At 65.7% G+C, this 16,049-nt stretch carries 14 protein-coding genes; 12 read left to right on the top strand and 2 right to left on the bottom strand.

The window, feature by feature from the left end:
- Nucleotides 1–9 precede the first annotated feature (9 nt).
- Together BST27_RS00920 and mddA are read left to right on the top strand one after the other, a co-directional pair.
- Nucleotides 10–1,572 carry an HD domain-containing phosphohydrolase gene (locus BST27_RS00920; protein ID WP_069419070.1) on the top strand — a complete coding sequence of 521 codons (1,563 nt, stop codon included), beginning with the start codon at nt 10–12 and terminating at the stop codon, nt 1,570–1,572.
- Between the two features lie 74 nt (nt 1,573–1,646).
- The gene (mddA, locus tag BST27_RS00925; RefSeq protein WP_069418993.1) at nt 1,647–2,396 is read left to right on the top strand and encodes a methanethiol S-methyltransferase; all 750 of its coding nucleotides are present in this window, start codon (nt 1,647–1,649) and stop codon (nt 2,394–2,396) included.
- A gap of 84 nt (nt 2,397–2,480) precedes the next feature.
- On the opposite strand, the gene BST27_RS00930 is transcribed toward mddA, so the two are convergent.
- The gene (locus BST27_RS00930; RefSeq protein ID WP_069418994.1) at nt 2,481–2,954 is read right to left on the bottom strand and encodes an SRPBCC family protein; all 474 of its coding nucleotides are present in this window, start codon (nt 2,952–2,954) and stop codon (nt 2,481–2,483) included.
- Nucleotides 2,955–3,131: 177 nt separating this feature from the next.
- Between BST27_RS00930 and BST27_RS00935 the strand changes: the two genes are divergently transcribed.
- From BST27_RS00935 to BST27_RS00955, 5 genes are read left to right on the top strand one after another with little or no spacing between them, the layout of a single operon-like run.
- Nucleotides 3,132–4,295, top strand: coding sequence for a hypothetical protein (locus BST27_RS00935; protein ID WP_069418995.1), 1,164 nt, complete (start codon nt 3,132–3,134; stop codon nt 4,293–4,295).
- On the top strand, nt 4,292–6,115 hold the full coding sequence (locus BST27_RS00940) for an AAA family ATPase (RefSeq protein ID WP_069418996.1): 1,824 nt from the start codon (nt 4,292–4,294) through the stop codon (nt 6,113–6,115). Before BST27_RS00935 ends, BST27_RS00940 begins: the two co-directional genes overlap by 4 nt.
- 5 nt (nt 6,116–6,120) lie before the next feature.
- A complete protein-coding gene (locus BST27_RS00945) occupies nt 6,121–6,759 on the top strand; it encodes a 4Fe-4S single cluster domain-containing protein (protein WP_069418997.1) in 639 nt (212 codons plus the stop codon).
- Nucleotides 6,747–7,274, top strand: a complete 528-nt coding sequence (locus BST27_RS00950; RefSeq protein WP_069418998.1) for an FHA domain-containing protein — start codon at nt 6,747–6,749, stop codon at nt 7,272–7,274. Before BST27_RS00945 ends, BST27_RS00950 begins: the two co-directional genes overlap by 13 nt.
- Entirely contained in the window at nt 7,267–9,789 is a 2,523-nt protein-coding gene (locus tag BST27_RS00955; RefSeq protein WP_170062253.1) for a protein kinase domain-containing protein, read from the top strand. Before BST27_RS00950 ends, BST27_RS00955 begins: the two co-directional genes overlap by 8 nt.
- 49 nt (nt 9,790–9,838) lie before the next feature.
- Here BST27_RS00955 and BST27_RS00960 read toward each other — a convergent pair whose 3' ends face one another.
- The gene (locus BST27_RS00960; RefSeq protein ID WP_372515490.1) at nt 9,839–10,453 is read right to left on the bottom strand and encodes an Rv3235 family protein; all 615 of its coding nucleotides are present in this window, start codon (nt 10,451–10,453) and stop codon (nt 9,839–9,841) included.
- 168 nt (nt 10,454–10,621) lie between these two features.
- Here BST27_RS00960 and BST27_RS00965 point away from each other — a divergent pair, with 168 nt between their 5' ends.
- From BST27_RS00965 to BST27_RS00985, 5 genes are all read left to right on the top strand, one after another.
- Complete coding sequence (locus BST27_RS00965) at nt 10,622–12,031, top strand: WS/DGAT/MGAT family O-acyltransferase (RefSeq protein ID WP_069419001.1); 1,410 nt, start codon at nt 10,622–10,624, stop codon at nt 12,029–12,031.
- Nucleotides 12,032–12,042: 11 nt separating this feature from the next.
- Nucleotides 12,043–12,891, top strand: a complete 849-nt coding sequence (ppk2, locus tag BST27_RS00970) for a polyphosphate kinase 2 (protein WP_069419002.1) — start codon at nt 12,043–12,045, stop codon at nt 12,889–12,891.
- Complete coding sequence (locus BST27_RS00975; RefSeq protein WP_069419003.1) at nt 12,888–13,391, top strand: DUF6912 family protein; 504 nt, start codon at nt 12,888–12,890, stop codon at nt 13,389–13,391. Before ppk2 ends, BST27_RS00975 begins: the two co-directional genes overlap by 4 nt.
- A gap of 101 nt (nt 13,392–13,492) precedes the next feature.
- Nucleotides 13,493–14,659, top strand: a complete 1,167-nt coding sequence (locus BST27_RS00980) for a ferredoxin reductase (protein WP_069419071.1) — start codon at nt 13,493–13,495, stop codon at nt 14,657–14,659.
- A gap of 86 nt (nt 14,660–14,745) precedes the next feature.
- Nucleotides 14,746–16,035 carry a fatty acid desaturase family protein gene (locus tag BST27_RS00985; RefSeq protein WP_069419004.1) on the top strand — a complete coding sequence of 430 codons (1,290 nt, stop codon included), beginning with the start codon at nt 14,746–14,748 and terminating at the stop codon, nt 16,033–16,035.
- Nucleotides 16,036–16,049 lie beyond the last annotated feature (14 nt).

The following is a 16,049-nucleotide window of genomic DNA, read 5'->3' on the forward strand; positions in this document are numbered from 1 at the left end:
AATATTTGCATGCCGTCCCGCGAGGAGACTGCCGCCGAGTTACCTACGCGAGCCGAGGTGCTCGCCGCGTTGTCCGTCGCCATCGACCTTGGTCTGGGTCAACCAGCCGAACACATGCTGCGCGCCGCCATGATCGCGACCAGGCTCGCCGATCGACTCGGATTGAGCAAGGAGCAGCGAGGCGACGCGTACTACACCACGCTGATCATGTGGATCGGGTGCCATGCCGACTCACACGAGCTCTCGCAGTGGTTCGGTGACGATATCGCCGTGCGCCACGACTCGTACATGGTCGACTTCACTGGGCTGCCCTATACGTGGTTCCTGTTGAGCAACATGGGTCGTGGACAGTCGTGGCTGCAACGGCTGAGCCTCATGGCGACGGTGATGACCAACGCGCGTGGTCAGCTGGCTCGAATGATCCACTCGCACTGCACATCTGCGGGTCTGCTGGCCGACCGACTCGGTCTGGGCCCGGGTGTGCGGACGGCGCTGAGGTTCGCGTTCGAACGATATGACGGCGACGGGCTGCCCACCCGGGCGCGCGGTGACGCGATCCCGATCCAGATGTACGTCGCTCAAGTCGCCGAACTGGCCGAGGTGCACCACCGCATGTACGGCGTCGAGGGTGCCAAGGCGATGGTGCGTGCCCGCCGAGGCGGACAGTTCGATCCCCACGTCGCCGACGCGTTTGTCGACCACGCCGAAGAGTTGCTGTCCGTACCTCCCATCGGCGACGTGTGGGCGGCGGCGTTGCAGGAGGCGCCGGATCGCCATGAGCGCCTCGATGATCAGATGTTGGACACGCTGCTCGTTGCGCTGGGCGACTTCGTCGACCTCAAGTGCCCGTTCACTCTGGGACACTCGCGGGCGGTTGCGCGGCTCGCAGCCGAGGCGGCGTCGGTCGCCGGTTTGGATGCCGATGCGGTGGCGCTGACCCGGCGCGCGGGCCATGTTCACGATCTGGGCCGCATCGGGGTATCGAATCAAGTCTGGTCGAAATCGGGTTCGTTGACCTCTGCCGAATTCGAGCGGGTTCGGCTGCACCCGTATTTCACGGTGCGGATCCTCAAGCAGGTGCCGGCGCTTCGGCAGCTGGCGGACGTGGCCGGCAATCACCACGAATGCGTGGACGGCTCGGGCTACCCACGCGGCCTGGACGGCACCGCGCTGGGCCTGCCGGACCGGATCCTGGCGGCCGCGGTCAGCTACCAATCCGCTTGTGAGCCAAGGCCATACCGCAAAGAGATGACCCCCGAGTCGGCCGCACGTCGGCTAAAAGGCCGGGTGCAGACCGGGGAGCTGGACCCGGCGGCCGTCGAGGCGGTGCTGCACGCGGCCGGACACCGTGCGCAGCGGCCGCAGGTCCGTCCCGACGGGCTCACCCCGCGAGAGGTCGAGGTGCTGTGCCTGGTCGCGCGCGGCGCGTCCAACAAAGAGATCGCCGCTGAGTTGGTGATCAGCGAGAAGACGGCCCGCAATCACGTGGAGCGGACCTACGCCAAGATCGGGGTGTCGAATCGCATCGGCGCCAGCATGTATGCGTTGCGGCACGGTCTGGCGAACGCCTGATCAACCCGCCAGAAGTAGTGACCTTGAGGCAAACGCCTCATGTGCCCGGCGGGCCGACGGCGAACACTGAAAGCATGAAGCGATATTTGATATTTGGATACGGCGCAATCAGTTACGCGGTCTTCCTCGTGGCCTTCCTCTATGCGATCGGCTTCGTCGGTGGCATCCTGGTACCGCGCGATGTGGACCATGGGCTCACCGCTTCGCTAGGTGAGGCAGTCGTGGTGAATGTGTTGCTACTCACCGCGTTTGCGCTACAACACAGTGTTATGGCCCGGCCCGGGTTCAAACGGTGGTGGACCCGGTTCGTCCCTCCGTCCATCGAGCGCAGCACCTATGTGTGGCTGGCCAGCGCAGTGCTGCTGTTGCTGTACTGGCAGTGGCGAACGATGACGGCGATCATCTGGGATGTCCACCAGCCGGTTGCCCGCTTCGTGATGTGGGCGATGTTCTGGCTGGGCTGGGCCATGGTCTTCAGCGCGACCTTCATGATCAACCATTTCGAGCTTTTCGGCCTGCAGCAGGTGTATCGGGCCTGGCGCGGAAAGCCCAACCCCGACCAAGGCTTTCGCACGGTGCTGCTCTATCGGCTGGTGCGCCACCCGCTCATGCTTGGCTTCATCATCGCGTTTTGGGCCACGCCGACGATGACCGCGGGGCACCTGCTGTTCGCGGTCGCCACCACCGGATACATCCTGATTGCCTTGCAGTTGGAGGAGCATGATCTGGAGGAGGCATTGGGAGATACGTACCGCGACTATCGCCGCAATGTGCCGAAGCTGGTTCCGGTGCCGCACCGTCGCCACCACGCCAAGCTCACCTAACTCGCCGAACAGGCGCAAAAGCCCAGAGACACAAGCGGTTTCGGGAGCCTTTGCGTCTGCTCGGCCTGTCTGTTCGGTCTGGGCCTAGCTCTCCACCAACTTGGCGATGCGCTCCAAGGTGGCCCGCATGCCATCCGCGGTCTGCTGAGGTATCGAACCGCGGGTGATCAACCACGGCTGTTTGTCCTCCGACACATCCCAGGTCTCGCGGACCAGCGTGCTCTCCTGGTCGTCGCCCACCGGGCTCAGTTCGTAGCGCCAGATGCGACCGCCGATCAGACCAGCCGCCCCGGTCGTCTTCCAGGCGATGCGTCGATTCGGTTCGAACTCAACCACCGTGTTGGTCGTGCGGTACGGGACGAACAACGTCTCAGGGCGACCCCGCATCGCCATGCCGAACTTCGACCCTCTGGACAGCGGCACCGACTCGGCGGTGGAGTGGTTCACCGACTCCGAGCCGTCGAACGTGGAGTGCTTTCCCGCGTCCGCCAGCAACGCAAAGATTTTCTCCGGGGACGCGTTGATGACGCGCTCGACGCTTACCGTTTTGCCTTCCATGGACCAACACTACCGCCGGTCCGCGTGCCGTCGACGTCGGCGAAGGGCAGTCGACCGGCAGGCCAGCTGGACAGGTCGACTCGCTAGGAACGGACTGTTCTACATCCGACGAACCTGGCAAACTCGATGAGCGGTCGCCGGCCTCGCCGGCCTCGCCGGCTGGAAAGTGCAGGTGAAGTGAGCGGGCCCAAGGTCATCGACTACCGGGCATTGGAACGCGAGCGTGTCGAGGCGTCGCGGCGACGCTGGCGCTCGCTGTGCGGCTGGTCTTCTGCATTGGAGCGCCGCGCCGCGTCGGCGGGTCATCTCGACTGCGTGGTCGACGTGGTCGCCGTCACCGGGCTGGCCGAGCCGACCGGGGGATCCGAGGCGATGAAAAGCCAGTGCGACAAGCTGGAGCAGGCACTCGCTCGGGCGGCGAGCGAACTGGAACGGCGTCAACTCGCCGAACGCGCTCAGCAGGTGATGGCCGGCATGCGGGACATCCTGGCCGACGTCGAGCGGCGCGAGCGCGCGGCGACCGAGGCGGCTGCGGCCCGGCGGGCAGCCCACCCGGCCGCGCCCCTCGAACACTCCACCCCCCGGGTCGACTACGCAGACAAGGTTGCCGCAAAACTGGCGTCGCTCAAGGTCCCGTCCGCGGAGCTGGAACGTGCCGCCCGCGAAGTACTGGCCACTGTCGATCAGGCCCGCGCCCGGGTGCTCTACGCCGACTTGGCGGCGCGCATCGAGGAAGCCAACCGACGGGCCGAGCGGATCGAGGCCCAGCGCACCGAGATCGCCGAGCTGCGTGCCCATCTCAACGACCTACCCGATCCGGATCCGGTGAGCGTGCTGCTCGACCAGGCGGCCATCGGCGCGGACCGGGGCGACGACGTGCACATGCTGCTGACCCAGGCCCGCGGCGCAATCACACACCAACTGGACCGCGTTGCTGCGCAAGCGAATCGCGAGTTCGTCCGGCAAGCGGTGGTCGAATCGCTCACCGAGCTTGGCTATGACGTCCTGGACGTGGCGGTGCAGACCCCGCAGACCCTGGTGGTGCGGCAAAGCGGTACCCACGGAGTGCGGGCTGAGATCGGCGACGGTGAGATCGGTCTGCGCGCGGTGCGGTTCGGTCCGGCGGATGCGGTCGCAGACCGTGACGCCGAGGAAGAGTTCTGCCGCAGGGTACCTGGCCTTCTAGGAGCGATGTCGCGTCGCGGGCTGTCGACGGGCATCAGGGAACAAAAGCTGCCCGGGCTGTTCGCACCGGAAGCGATCAGCTTGCGCAAGAAGGCAACTCAATCGAGCTCCCGGCTGGACGAGCAGCACACGACACACCAGAGAGGCACGCGTTGACCCTCGAACACCCAACCTGGCTGCGCGAACTCGACATTGCCTTGCCGGCGAACCCACAGGTCCTGGTCACCGGAAACCTGCGCGACATTGTCTTGATCCCGCGCGGGGGCGCCGCGGCACCCCGACAGGCCTCGGTGGTCGACGCGATCCTGCTGGAACTCGAGGCGGCCGGACACCGCAACATCATCGTTTACGACCCCGTCGACGGCGCGGACGCGGCGCGAGACGACGGTGAGGTGGCCTCGGGGCTCATCGCCACCGTCACGCGGGGTTACGCCGACGACGCAACTGGCCCTGAGTTGTTGTCTGCGCTGATGCGCGCGGTGGTGACTTCCGAGCGGCCGTGTGTACTGATCCTGGCCAATGCTTCCCGGCTGGCGCCCGCGGGCAACTTTTCCGGTGACGGCATACATGCCCTGCTTGCCACCGCCGAGAAGTTGATGCTGACCGCGCAGGCGCATCCGGTGCCCGGCCGGCATCGCGCACCGCTCTACAACACGGTGGTCTGGCTGCTGGACCGGGAGGGCGATCTGCCGTACTGGCTGGCGTCCTCGGAACTGGCCCGGGTGATCTCGGTTCCGCAGCCCACAATGGAGCACCGGGTCGCGCTGGCCCGCTCGCTGGTGCTCTCACTGCCGCAGCCGCCCGAGCCGAGCAGCCCCGAACTGGCCGACATTGTTGACCGCTTCGCCGCCCAGACCGACGGCCTTACGTTGCGCTCGATGACGGAGATCAGCCGTCTCGCGCAGGACCGGCAGATCCCGGCCGACGACATCGGCGACGCGGTCCGCACCTTCCGACACGGGGTGCCCGACAACCCGTGGCAGTCCGCTGATTTGCGACGACGGATCCGCGACGGCGCGACATCATTGGGGACGAAGGTGCTCGGTCAACCGGCGGCTATCCGCAAGGCCGTCGACATCCTGATCCGCTCTTGCATGGGCTTGACCGGCGCCGAGTCGAGAAGCTCCACCACCCGACCGCAGGGCGTTCTGTTCTTCGCCGGACCGACCGGCGTCGGCAAGACCGAGTTGGCCAAGTCGATCGCCGAATTGGTGTTCGGCCAAAAGGATTCCTTCGTCCGGTTCGACATGAGCGAGTTCCGCGCCGACCACAACGAGGCCCGCCTCATCGGTGCCCCGCCGGGCTACGAGGGGTTCAGTGGCGGCGGTGAGCTGACCAATGCCATTCGGCAGCAGCCGTTCCGGCTGATCCTCTTCGACGAGATCGAGAAGGCGCATCCGCGAATTCTGGACAAGTTCCTGCAGATCCTCGACGACGGCCGACTCACCGACGGCACCGGCGCCACGGTCTTTTTCAGCGAGGCGCTGATCGTGTTCACCTCCAATCTCGGTGTCTACGAACACGACGACGCCGGCAATCGCATACCGGTCGTCGATCCGGGTGCCCCGTACGAAGAGGTGGAACGCAAGATCCGGACGGCGGTGCAGGAGCACTTCAAAACCGAGATAGGTCGGCCCGAAATCCTCAACCGGATCGGTGACAACATCGTCGTATTCGACTTCATCTCGCCCGATGTCGCCGGACAGTTGGTTCCGATGTTCACCGGCAACGTGGTCGATAGGATCCGTGACGACCTCGGTATCGACGTGACGGTGAGTGACGACGTGCGACGCACCCTGGTCGATGAGGCGTTGGTCCAGCTTGAGTTCGGCGGCCGCGGTGTGCGCAACGCGGTCGAGTCGACGTTCACGAACCCGTTGGCGCGAGCGTTGTTCGAGCAGGGTTCCGGCACGACGGCGACGACAGTGACCCGGCTGAAGCGCTCCGGGGACGGCTGGACCGCGGTGCTGGCGTGACTGCCATGTTGTTGTCTCGACTGCATCATCCGGTGCGCAACCTGGGATTCGGCGTGCGCGCGGGCATCTGGTTCCAGGGCTGCACCCTGTACTGCCGGGGCTGCGTCTCACGTGACACCTGGGCGTTCGACGGGTCCCGGCGCTGCGACGTCGAGGCCGTCCTTGCGTGGTTGGACGGGCTGGGCGCGCTGGACGGGATCACCATCTCCGGTGGCGAACCCACCGACCAGCCCGCAGCACTACGGACCTTGTTGGAGGCCTTGAAGGATCGCGACGACGACACCGACGTGCTGATGTTCTCCGGCCGTACTTATGAACGCCTGCGGGTGGACGTTCCGTGGTTGTGGGACGGTCTGGTGGACCTCCTCATCAGCGATCCTTTCGAGCAGGATCGGGTCGACGACGTCGCGCTGCGCGGCTCGACCAATCAGCGGGTGCATCGCTTGACGGACCTGGGGCAGCGGCGGTACCCGGAGGAGGATTTCGAGCAACGGTACTCCGCTCAGCGACAACAGATCTCGGTCAACGTCGATGAGCAGTCCGTGTGGATGGTGGGAATTCCCAAGCCAGGGGACCTGGCCCGGGTCCGTGATTCGCTGGAGGCACGCGGGGTAAGCGTGGGGAGAACGTCGTGGCTGAGTTGACCGACCCCGTCACCTGCAAGTGCGGCCGCGACTGGGACCGTGCGCTGTATTCGCAATGTGCCGATTGCACACGGAATCTGTGGGACGACGCCAACCTTGTTGGCTCGCAGTCGGCCCACGCGGACCCGCCGGACCCTGCGCGTGCGGCCGCCCCGGGCACCGTGCTGGAGATCGCCCGGCCGAGCCCGGGGATCGACCTGTTGGTCTGCGGTCGGCGGCTCACCGTCGAGTCGGGCCGCACGCTGCTGTTGGGCCGCGACGACGACCTCGAGACGGAGAGTGTGTTCCGCACGGCCATGAACGTGTCGCGTCGTCATGCTCTGCTGCGGTATCAAGGCGGTCGGCTGTACGTCACCGACACCGATTCCAGCAATGGGACTTTCGTCAATGACCAGAGGTTGCCGGCCGAAACCGAGTACGAACTGCGTCCGGGTCAGACCTTGCGGCTGGGCTCCAGCGTCCAGGTAGAGATCAGGTGGCCGGTGAGCGCGATCAGGGATGAGCCCGGTGGCTGACGAGACGTTCATCGAGGGTGTTAGGTCGCAGCGGGCCCCGGCGACGCACATCGAGGGTGACCAGGCCGGGCGGGCCGAATATCAACCACTGCCACCCTCGTTGGCCGCCCAGGGGCACCGCGTCATACGTGAACTCGGCGCCGGTTCGGAAGCGCGAGTTTGGTTGTGTACCAACGGCAACGGCGTCGAAGTAGCCGTCAAGGTGTACTTCCGGGCGCCGGACTACAAGTTCGAATTGAACTCGAGCAAGTACCGGCGACACTTCTCTCGGGAGTGGGCCGTCGAGGTGTTGCAGCGCGGCAGCGACCCGGTGGCCGGTGCCGAGATGCACTACGAGGTCATGGAGTACTGCGCGGACGGCACCCTCGAGGAGTTCGTCGCCGCCCGAGGCAATTCCGACCAGATCGCGACTCAGATACTGGCCCGGTTGGCCTTCTGCCTCAAGGGCTTACAGGGACCCAATGCACAGGTCGTGCACGGCGACCTCAAACCCCGCAACGTGCTGGTTCGCAACGTGGCCGCCGTTGACCTGGTGCTCAGCGACTTCGGGTTGACCTTCGACCTCGACCAGCGCTCCCATCTGAGCAACTTTGGGCATGGCACCACCGCCTACAACGCTCCGGAGGTCATGCGGGTCAAGGGCGCTCCCGCTGACTGGTGGAGCCTGGGCATGGTGATGTACACGGTGCTGGTCGGGCGAGGGTACTACCAGCTGGACGACGGACGTTGGCTCAATCAGCGGGCGATCGAAACGGACCTGCTCGCGCGTGAGGTCTCCTTGAACGCGATCGACGGTCTGGCGATGTCCGCCGAGCGTCGCCAGCGCTGGAAGCTGTTGCTGGCGGGCCTGCTGACGCGGGACTTCGACCTGCGCTGGGGGGCCGCGCAGGTTGAAGCCTGGCTCGCGGGACAAAGTCCCGCGGTGCATCGTCCGCTGGACGGGTCACTGCCCGAGTCCGGCCATTCGCGGCCCGTGCAGCCATTCCCGTTCGCGAACGTGGGAGAGTTCACCTCACCGGCGGCACTTGGGGCGGCGATGGCGGAACGCCCTGAGGAGGCCGCCCGGATGCTCAGCGGCAAGGGCATCAACAGGCTGCTCGCCTGGCTCACCAAAGAGGTGTGCACCGGCGACGACTATTCCGAACTGGCCCAACACAACTGGGACGCCGAGGCGAAAGTCGTCTACTTCGTCGCACGCCTGGCGCCGACGGCGCCCCTGACGTTTCGGGGACATGCGGTGACGGCCCCCAGCGACCTGGTGCGGTTGGCGCAGAGCGGCGACACCGAGGTCGTCGGCGCGCTGTTCGACGCCCGGTTGCTGGGCGGCATCGCCGACGATGGGGCCCGTTCCGGTTATCGGATGATCGACGTGAACTGGCACGACGTAGTCGGCCGGGCGCGCGACGCCGCGGCCCTGCGAGGAGTCCCGTTCACCCGGCAGGTGCGTCGGCAGGTCCGCCAAGTCGCGTTGTCGATCACCGCAATCGCCGATTTCGGAAGCGTGCATCGCTACGTCGCCGACGTCATGGCGCGGGTCAGTGCGCCGCAGTTCGCCGCGGCCCGGGAGGTGGACTGGTTCGTCCGGTTGTGCTCCGACGCCGAGGCCGTGCCAGGCTCGTCCAACGACGCACTGGCGCTGGCCCTGTTGATCGACGCGACTGCGGACATCGCAGGTGAGCGGGGTCAACACGGCCGCGACGATCAGGCTGAAGAGGCACGTCGTCAGACGTCGACCGCCGCGTCACGGCTCGGGCTGGACCTCAAGGCGACCATCGCGGCGGTGGCTTTGGCCGCGACGGTTCGGGTGCCGGTCCTGATCGGGCAATTCGTCATGACCAAGACGTTCGTCCTCAAGCCGGATCCCAATGTCTACGAGGCGTCCGCCCGCGGCATCCGCGATCACTATCTCGCGTTCTACCTTGCCGGCCTGATCCCGATCGCGCTGATGTTGGGGGTCTTCTTGGTTGCCCGTCGGGCGTGGGCGGGCCGGCGCGTGGCGGTCGCCGGCGGCATCGCCTTATTGATCGGGACCCTGGTGATCCTGCTGCCCGCGGCGATGTCGAAATGGCATGAGGCCGAGGGTAAGGCGGTCGCCAAGCTGCGTCAGACGCCGTTTCCGTTCGCGCAAGAGCATTACAGCTGCGCGAGTTGGACGTTCGACGCCGAGAACGGCACCCACGACGCCGAACTGTGGCAGGTCCACCTGGGACAGTTCGCGGACAGCCCCGGCCAGGGGTGTAATCGGGCCAACGTCTACCGCGGCTGGCAGTTCGTCGGCGCCTACGACCTGCCCGACGGCGACACCTTCACCGGCGAGATCGTCGTCGACACTCCCGACTGGACTGAACCAGAGCGTGCCACCTCCTCGACGAGCTTCGCGTCGCACCACAGCCCGACCGACCGGCGAGCCCGGATGAATCCCATCGACACATATGTCAACCTGCCGACGACGAATGGCCGCGTGCTCGACTTCAGCCTCGATGGTGCCGGCCAGAACGGGTTTCACCTGCGCTAGTTCGGACCGACAGCGGGCGCCCGTCGCAAGCATCGGGACCCAGCAGCCGTCAGCCAATGTGCAGGGCGACCACCAGCCACCGCCCTGAGCCCGAACTGGTGGCCGCCACCCGTTCCACCCGGCAGGCGATCGCGTGAACCCGGTCTCCGCGGCTGAAAGTGCCGAAAACCTCGGCGGCGTTTTCCGGGCCGCCCGGGCCGCCCGGCCGGCCCCAACCTTCACACGTCGCCGGTTGTAGCCGCATCCGGCGCAGCACCGCCGTACCCTCCTGGCCTGCCGCGGCAGCGGCCACCGCGCGGCTGAGCGACAGCACCGAGTCGACCAGGCTGGCTGTCAGCAGCGGGCGCAACTGAGACACCGGGCGGCGCCGGTCCAGCACTTCCAGTACCCGCCGCAGGGCTGCGTCGGAGAAGGCCGCCGCCTGCCGCATCGCGGGCGACAGGGGCACGGCCGCCGCAGGCGAGATAGGCGCTGCCACCGATCGCGTCCCGTTGCCCTGGCTCCCGACCGTTCGGTGAGTGATATGCGGAGTGGTCGGGCGCACCGGCGCATGCGATGATTGCCGGCACCGCGGGACATCTCGCGTCGGGGGTTCGTAGTCGACGACGGGCATGACCGCGAAGGCAGCACGACGGGGTGGGCCGGCGATGGGAATCAGGCTCAATGGGCACTCTCCAACTCGCTTCACACGAATGACAGGAGCCTGCTGGAGAGTGGGCAGACGACAATCTGCCGGCCATCATCGCACAAAGGGAGCTGGCGCGTACTCACACCGCTGTGCCATGACACGGGGGACATAGGGGGGCGAATTGACAAGGAGGACAACGCCGTAATGGTGACCCGGCTGTCCGACGCGGACGCGTCCTTCTACCGCCTGGAAAACACCGCCACACCGATGTATGTCGGATCTCTGTCTATCCTGCGCAAACCGCGCTCCGGCCTCAGCTACGACACCTTGCTGGCCACCATCGAGCAGCGGCTGCCCCAGATTCCGCGCTACCGACAAAAGGTGCGGGAGGTCAACGCCGTCCCGTTCGCCCGGCCGGTGTGGGTAGACGATCCGGAATTCGACATCACCTACCACGTCAGGCGGTCGGCGCTGCCTTCGCCGGGCAGCGACGAGCAATTGCATGAATTGATCGCCCGACTGGCCGCACGACCGTTGGACAAGTCGCGCCCGCTATGGGAGATGTACCTCGTCGAGGGACTGGCGAACAACCGCATCGCCCTCTACACCAAGTCGCATCAGGCGCTGATCAACGGCATGAGTGCGCTCGAGATCGGGCACGTCATCGCCGACCGAACCCGCAAGCCGCCGCCGTTTCCCGAAGACATTTGGATACCGGGGCGCGACCCGGGCAACACCCGCCTGATCCTGGGGGCCATCGGCGACTGGATCGTGGGCCCGGGTGCGCAGTTGCAGGCCGTCGGGTCCGCGCTCGCCGGGTTGGCAACCAGCTACAGCGAACTCGTCGACACCGGCCGGCGCTTCTTCGACGTGGTCCGCACGGTCGCGCGCGGCACGGCACCGAGCAGCCCGCTCAACGCCACCGTGTCGCGCAATCGGCGGTTCACCGTCGCGAAGGGAAAACTCGACGACTATCGAGCGGTGCGGGCCCGCTACGACTGCGATGTCAACGACGTGGTGCTGGCGGTGATCGCCGGCGCGCTGAGTAACTGGCTGATGTCTCGCGGCGAAACCGTGGCTCAGACGACGACGGTACGGGCGATGGCGCCGCTGTCGGTGTACGAAGACCAACTCGACTCGACCGGTCCAGGCCAGCCGATCAGCCAGGTGACGCCGTTCCTGGTCGACCTACCGGTGGGCGAGGGCAACGCGGTGGTGCGGCTTTCCCAGATCGCCCACGCCACCGAGTCGAATCCGACGGCGTCCAGCCTGGTCGATGCGCGGACCATCGTGACGCTGTCCGGGTTTGCGCCACCTACCTTGCACGCCATGGGAATTCGCGTTGCCACCACCTTTTCGGCGCGGCTGTTCAACCTGCTGATCACCAATGCCCCCGGCGCCCAATCGCAGATGTATATCGCCGGCACCAAGCTGCTGGAGACCTACGCCGTCCCGCCGCTGCTGCACAACCAGGCGCTGGCCATCAGCGTGACGTCCTACAACGGCATGCTGTACTACGGCATCAACGCCGACCGCGATGCGATGAGCGACGTCGACATGTTGCCCGGCCTGTTGAACCAGGCGTTGGAAGAGCTTTTGGAAGCTTCTCGGTAACATCCGTGGGTGTGAGCACCGAGGGCAACGGCGCATCGGCGAAGTCGAAGAAGAAAAAGAAGATCGCCGACGACGTCTACGAAGCCGAATTGTTCCGGCTGCAAACGGAATTCGTGAAGCTGCAGGAGTGGGTGCGGCACACCGGCGCGCGGTTGGTCGTCTTGTTCGAAGGACGCGACGCGGCGGGCAAGGGCGGAGCGATCAAACGGATCACCGAGTACCTCAGCCCGCGGGTCGCCCACATCGCCGCGTTGCCGGTGCCGACGGATCGCGAGCGCGGCCAGTGGTACTACCAGCGTTACATCGCGCACCTGCCCGCCAAGGGCGAAATCGTGCTCTTCGACCGGTCTTGGTACAACCGGGCCGGGATCGAAAAGGTCATGGGTTTTTGCACCCCGCAGGAGTACGTGTTGTTCCTGCGGCAGACGCCGATCTTCGAGCAGATGCTGATCGATGACGGAATCATCTTGCGAAAGTATTGGTTTTCGGTCTCCGAGGCCGAGCAGTTGCGTAGGTTCAAGGCCCGGCAAAACGACCCTGTCCGACAATGGAAGCTCAGCCCGATGGACCTCGAGTCGGTGTATCGGTGGGACGACTATTCACGTGCGAAGGACGAAATGATGGTGCATACCGACACGCCCAACAGTCCTTGGTACATAGTGGAATCCGATATCAAGAAGCACGCGCGCCTGAACATGATGGCCCATCTGCTCTCCACCATCGACTATCACGAGGTGGAAAAGCCGCAGGTCCACTTGCCCGATCGGCCGGTTGGAAGCACCGAATACCGGCGACCACCCCGCGAGTTGTCCACCTATGTCGACGACTACGCGGCCACCTTGATCAAGCCCCGGGCATGACGCAGGTCTACATCCCAGCCACGCTGGCCATGCTGCAAAAGCTCGTCGCCGACGGTTCGTTGTGGCCCGTCAACGGCACCGCTTTCGCGGTGACGCCGAGCTTGCGCGAGTCCTATGCCCAGGGCGACGACGATGAGCTCGCCGAGGTCGCGCTGCGCGAGGCGGCGCTGGCGTCCTTGCGCCTGCTTGCCGTCGAGCCCAGCGACTCTACGCTGCCGCCCCGGCGGGCCGTGCTCGCCGCGGACGTCGACGACGTCAAGCACCGGCCGGACCTGGACGACGCCGCGGTCCGACTCTCCGCGCCGGTGTCCATTGCGCAGGTGATCGCGGCGTACGTCGACAATGCCGCCGCCGAGCCCGCCGTCACCGCTGCGATCGCCGTCATTGATGACGCCGACCTTGGGGACGAGGACGCCGAGCTGATCGTCGGCGACGCCGAGGACCACGATTTGGCCTGGTACGCGACGCAGGAACTGCCTTTTCTGCTTGATCTGCTCTGAACTGGGTATGCCGGACTTGCCGGACCACCCTAGCGATCTAACCGTAACTTACGGTACCGTAGCCTCGACTGGATCGGCTGCATCGGAGCAGGAGCTACTTGTTGAGTAAGAAATTTGCTTCGGTTACCGCCAACGTCGTCGAAACCACGCGGCCGACTGTCGCTGGGGCCGACAAGCACCCCGGCTGGCACGCGCTGCGCAAAATCGCTGCGCGCATCACCACGCCGCTGTTGCCCGACGACTATCTGCACCTGGCCAATCCGCTGTGGTCCGCGCGGGAATTGCGGGGCCGGGTCGTCGCGGTTCACCGGGAGACCGAGGACTCGGCCACGCTGGTCATCAAACCGGGCTGGGGCTTCAGTTTCGACTACCAGCCCGGGCAGTACATCGGCATCGGGCTGTTGGTCGACGGGCGCTGGCGCTGGCGCTCGTATTCATTGACGTCACCCGCTGCGGAGTCATCGGGCTCGTCCCGCGCCCGGGGTGGTCGTCCGCGCACGGTGACCATCACGGTGAAGGCCATGCCCGAGGGTTTTCTGTCCACGCATCTGGTGGCCGGGGTTGCGCCCGGCACCATCGTGCGGCTGGCCGCGCCGCAGGGCAATTTCGTGTTGCCCGACCCGGCGCCCGATTCGATCCTGTTCCTCACCGCCGGCTCCGGGATCACCCCGGTGATGTCGATGCTGCGAACGTTGGTGCGCCGCAAGCAAATTACCGACATTGCCCATGTGCATTCGGCGCCGACCCAAGCCGACGTGATGTTCGGCGCCGAACTGGCCGAGCTGGCCCAGGACCACCCGGGTTACCGCTTGACCGTGCGCGAGACGCGCACGGCGGGCCGACTTGACCTGTCCCGCCTCGGTGACGAGGTGCCGGACTGGCGCGAACGTCAGACCTGGGCCTGCGGGCCGGAAGGCATGCTCAACCAAGCCGAAAAGCTTTGGAACGCGGCCGGAATCGGTGATCGGTTGCACTTGGAGCGGTTCGCCGTGGCCAAGGCCGCACCCGCCGGCGTGGGTGGGACGGTGACGTTCGCGCGTAGCGGCAAGACGGTAACCGCCGACGCCGCGACGTCGGTGATGGACGCCGGCGAGTCCGCCGGTGTGCAGATGCCCTTCGGTTGTCGAATGGGTATTTGTCAATCGTGTGTGGTCGGTCTGGTCGAGGGTCACGTGCGTGACCTGCGGACGGGCGTGGAACACGAACCGGGGACCCGAATTCAGACCTGCATATCGGCCGCTTCCGGCGACTGCGTGGTCGACATTTAGGGTTACCCATAGGTAACCTACGAGGACGTAGGTTACGATAGCGTAGGTCGTCGCACGACAACCGCGGGCGCAGGGAGATAAACACGATGGCGATCACAGACGTCGACGTATTCGCCCATCTGACGGATGCCGATATCGAAAGCCTGGCCTTTGAATTGGACGCTATCCGCCAGGACGTCGAAGACTCTCTTGGCGAACGCGACGCCCGCTACATCCGCCGCACCATTGCCGCACAGCGCGCCTTGGACGTATGTGGACGGTTGCTGCTGACCGCCAGTTCGCGACGTTCGGCCTGGTGGGCAGGCACGGTGACGCTGGGCGTGGCCAAGATCATCGAGAACATGGAGATCGGCCACAACGTCATGCACGGCCAGTGGGACTGGATGAATGACCCCGAGATCCATTCGTCGACGTGGGAATGGGACATGAGTGGGTCGGCCAAGCACTGGCGATACACCCACAACTTCGTGCACCACAAGTACACCAACATCCTGGGCATGGACGACGACGTCGGCTACGGCCTGCTGCGCGTCACCCGCGATCAGCCTTGGAAGCGCTTCAACCTTTTCAATCTGGTCTATAACACGTTGTTGGCCTTGCTCTTTGAGTGGGGCGTGGGCCTGCAGCACGTGGAGATCGGCAAGATCGTCAAGAAGCGGATGGACCACGAGGACGCCCGGCAACGCATCGACGAATTCCTTGCCAAGGCGGGCCGCCAGGTGGTGAAGGACTATGTCGCGTTCCCGGCGTTGACCTCGTTGTCGCCCGGCGCGACCTACCGGTCCACGTTGACAGCCAATGCGACGGCCAATGTGATCCGCAACGTCTGGTCCAACGCCGTCATCTTTTGCGGCCATTTTCCCGACGGTGCCGAGAAATTCACCAAGACAGACATGATCGGCGAGACCAAGGGCCAGTGGTACCTGCGCCAGATGCTCGGCAGTGCCAACTTCGAAGCCGGCCCGGCGCTGCGGTTCATGAGCGGCAACCTGTGTCACCAAATCGAGCATCACCTGTATCCCGACCTGCCGAGCAACCGGCTGCACGAGATCTCGGTGCGGGTCCGCCAGGTTTGCGACAAGTACGACTTGCCTTACACCACAGGCAATTTCCTGCTGCAGTACGCGAAGACGTGGCGCACGCTGGCCAAACTGTCGTTGCCCAACAAGTACCTGCGCGACAACGCCGACGATGCGCCTGAGACTCGCAGCGAGCGGATGTTCGCCCAACTAGAAGCCGATTTCGCCGGTCCCGACCCGGCCACCGGTCGTCGGCGTGGCCTCAAGACGGCGATCGCCACCGTGCGTGGCTGGCGGCGTGACAAGAAGGCCGCGAAGCGGCGCCGCGCGGGTTCAGACGACGACTTGGCGGCCTAGTTCTTCGGCGGCTC

Origin of the sequence: Mycobacterium intermedium (assembly GCF_002086275.1) — a bacterium.
Taxonomy (GTDB): Bacteria; Actinomycetota; Actinomycetes; order Mycobacteriales; family Mycobacteriaceae; genus Mycobacterium; species Mycobacterium intermedium.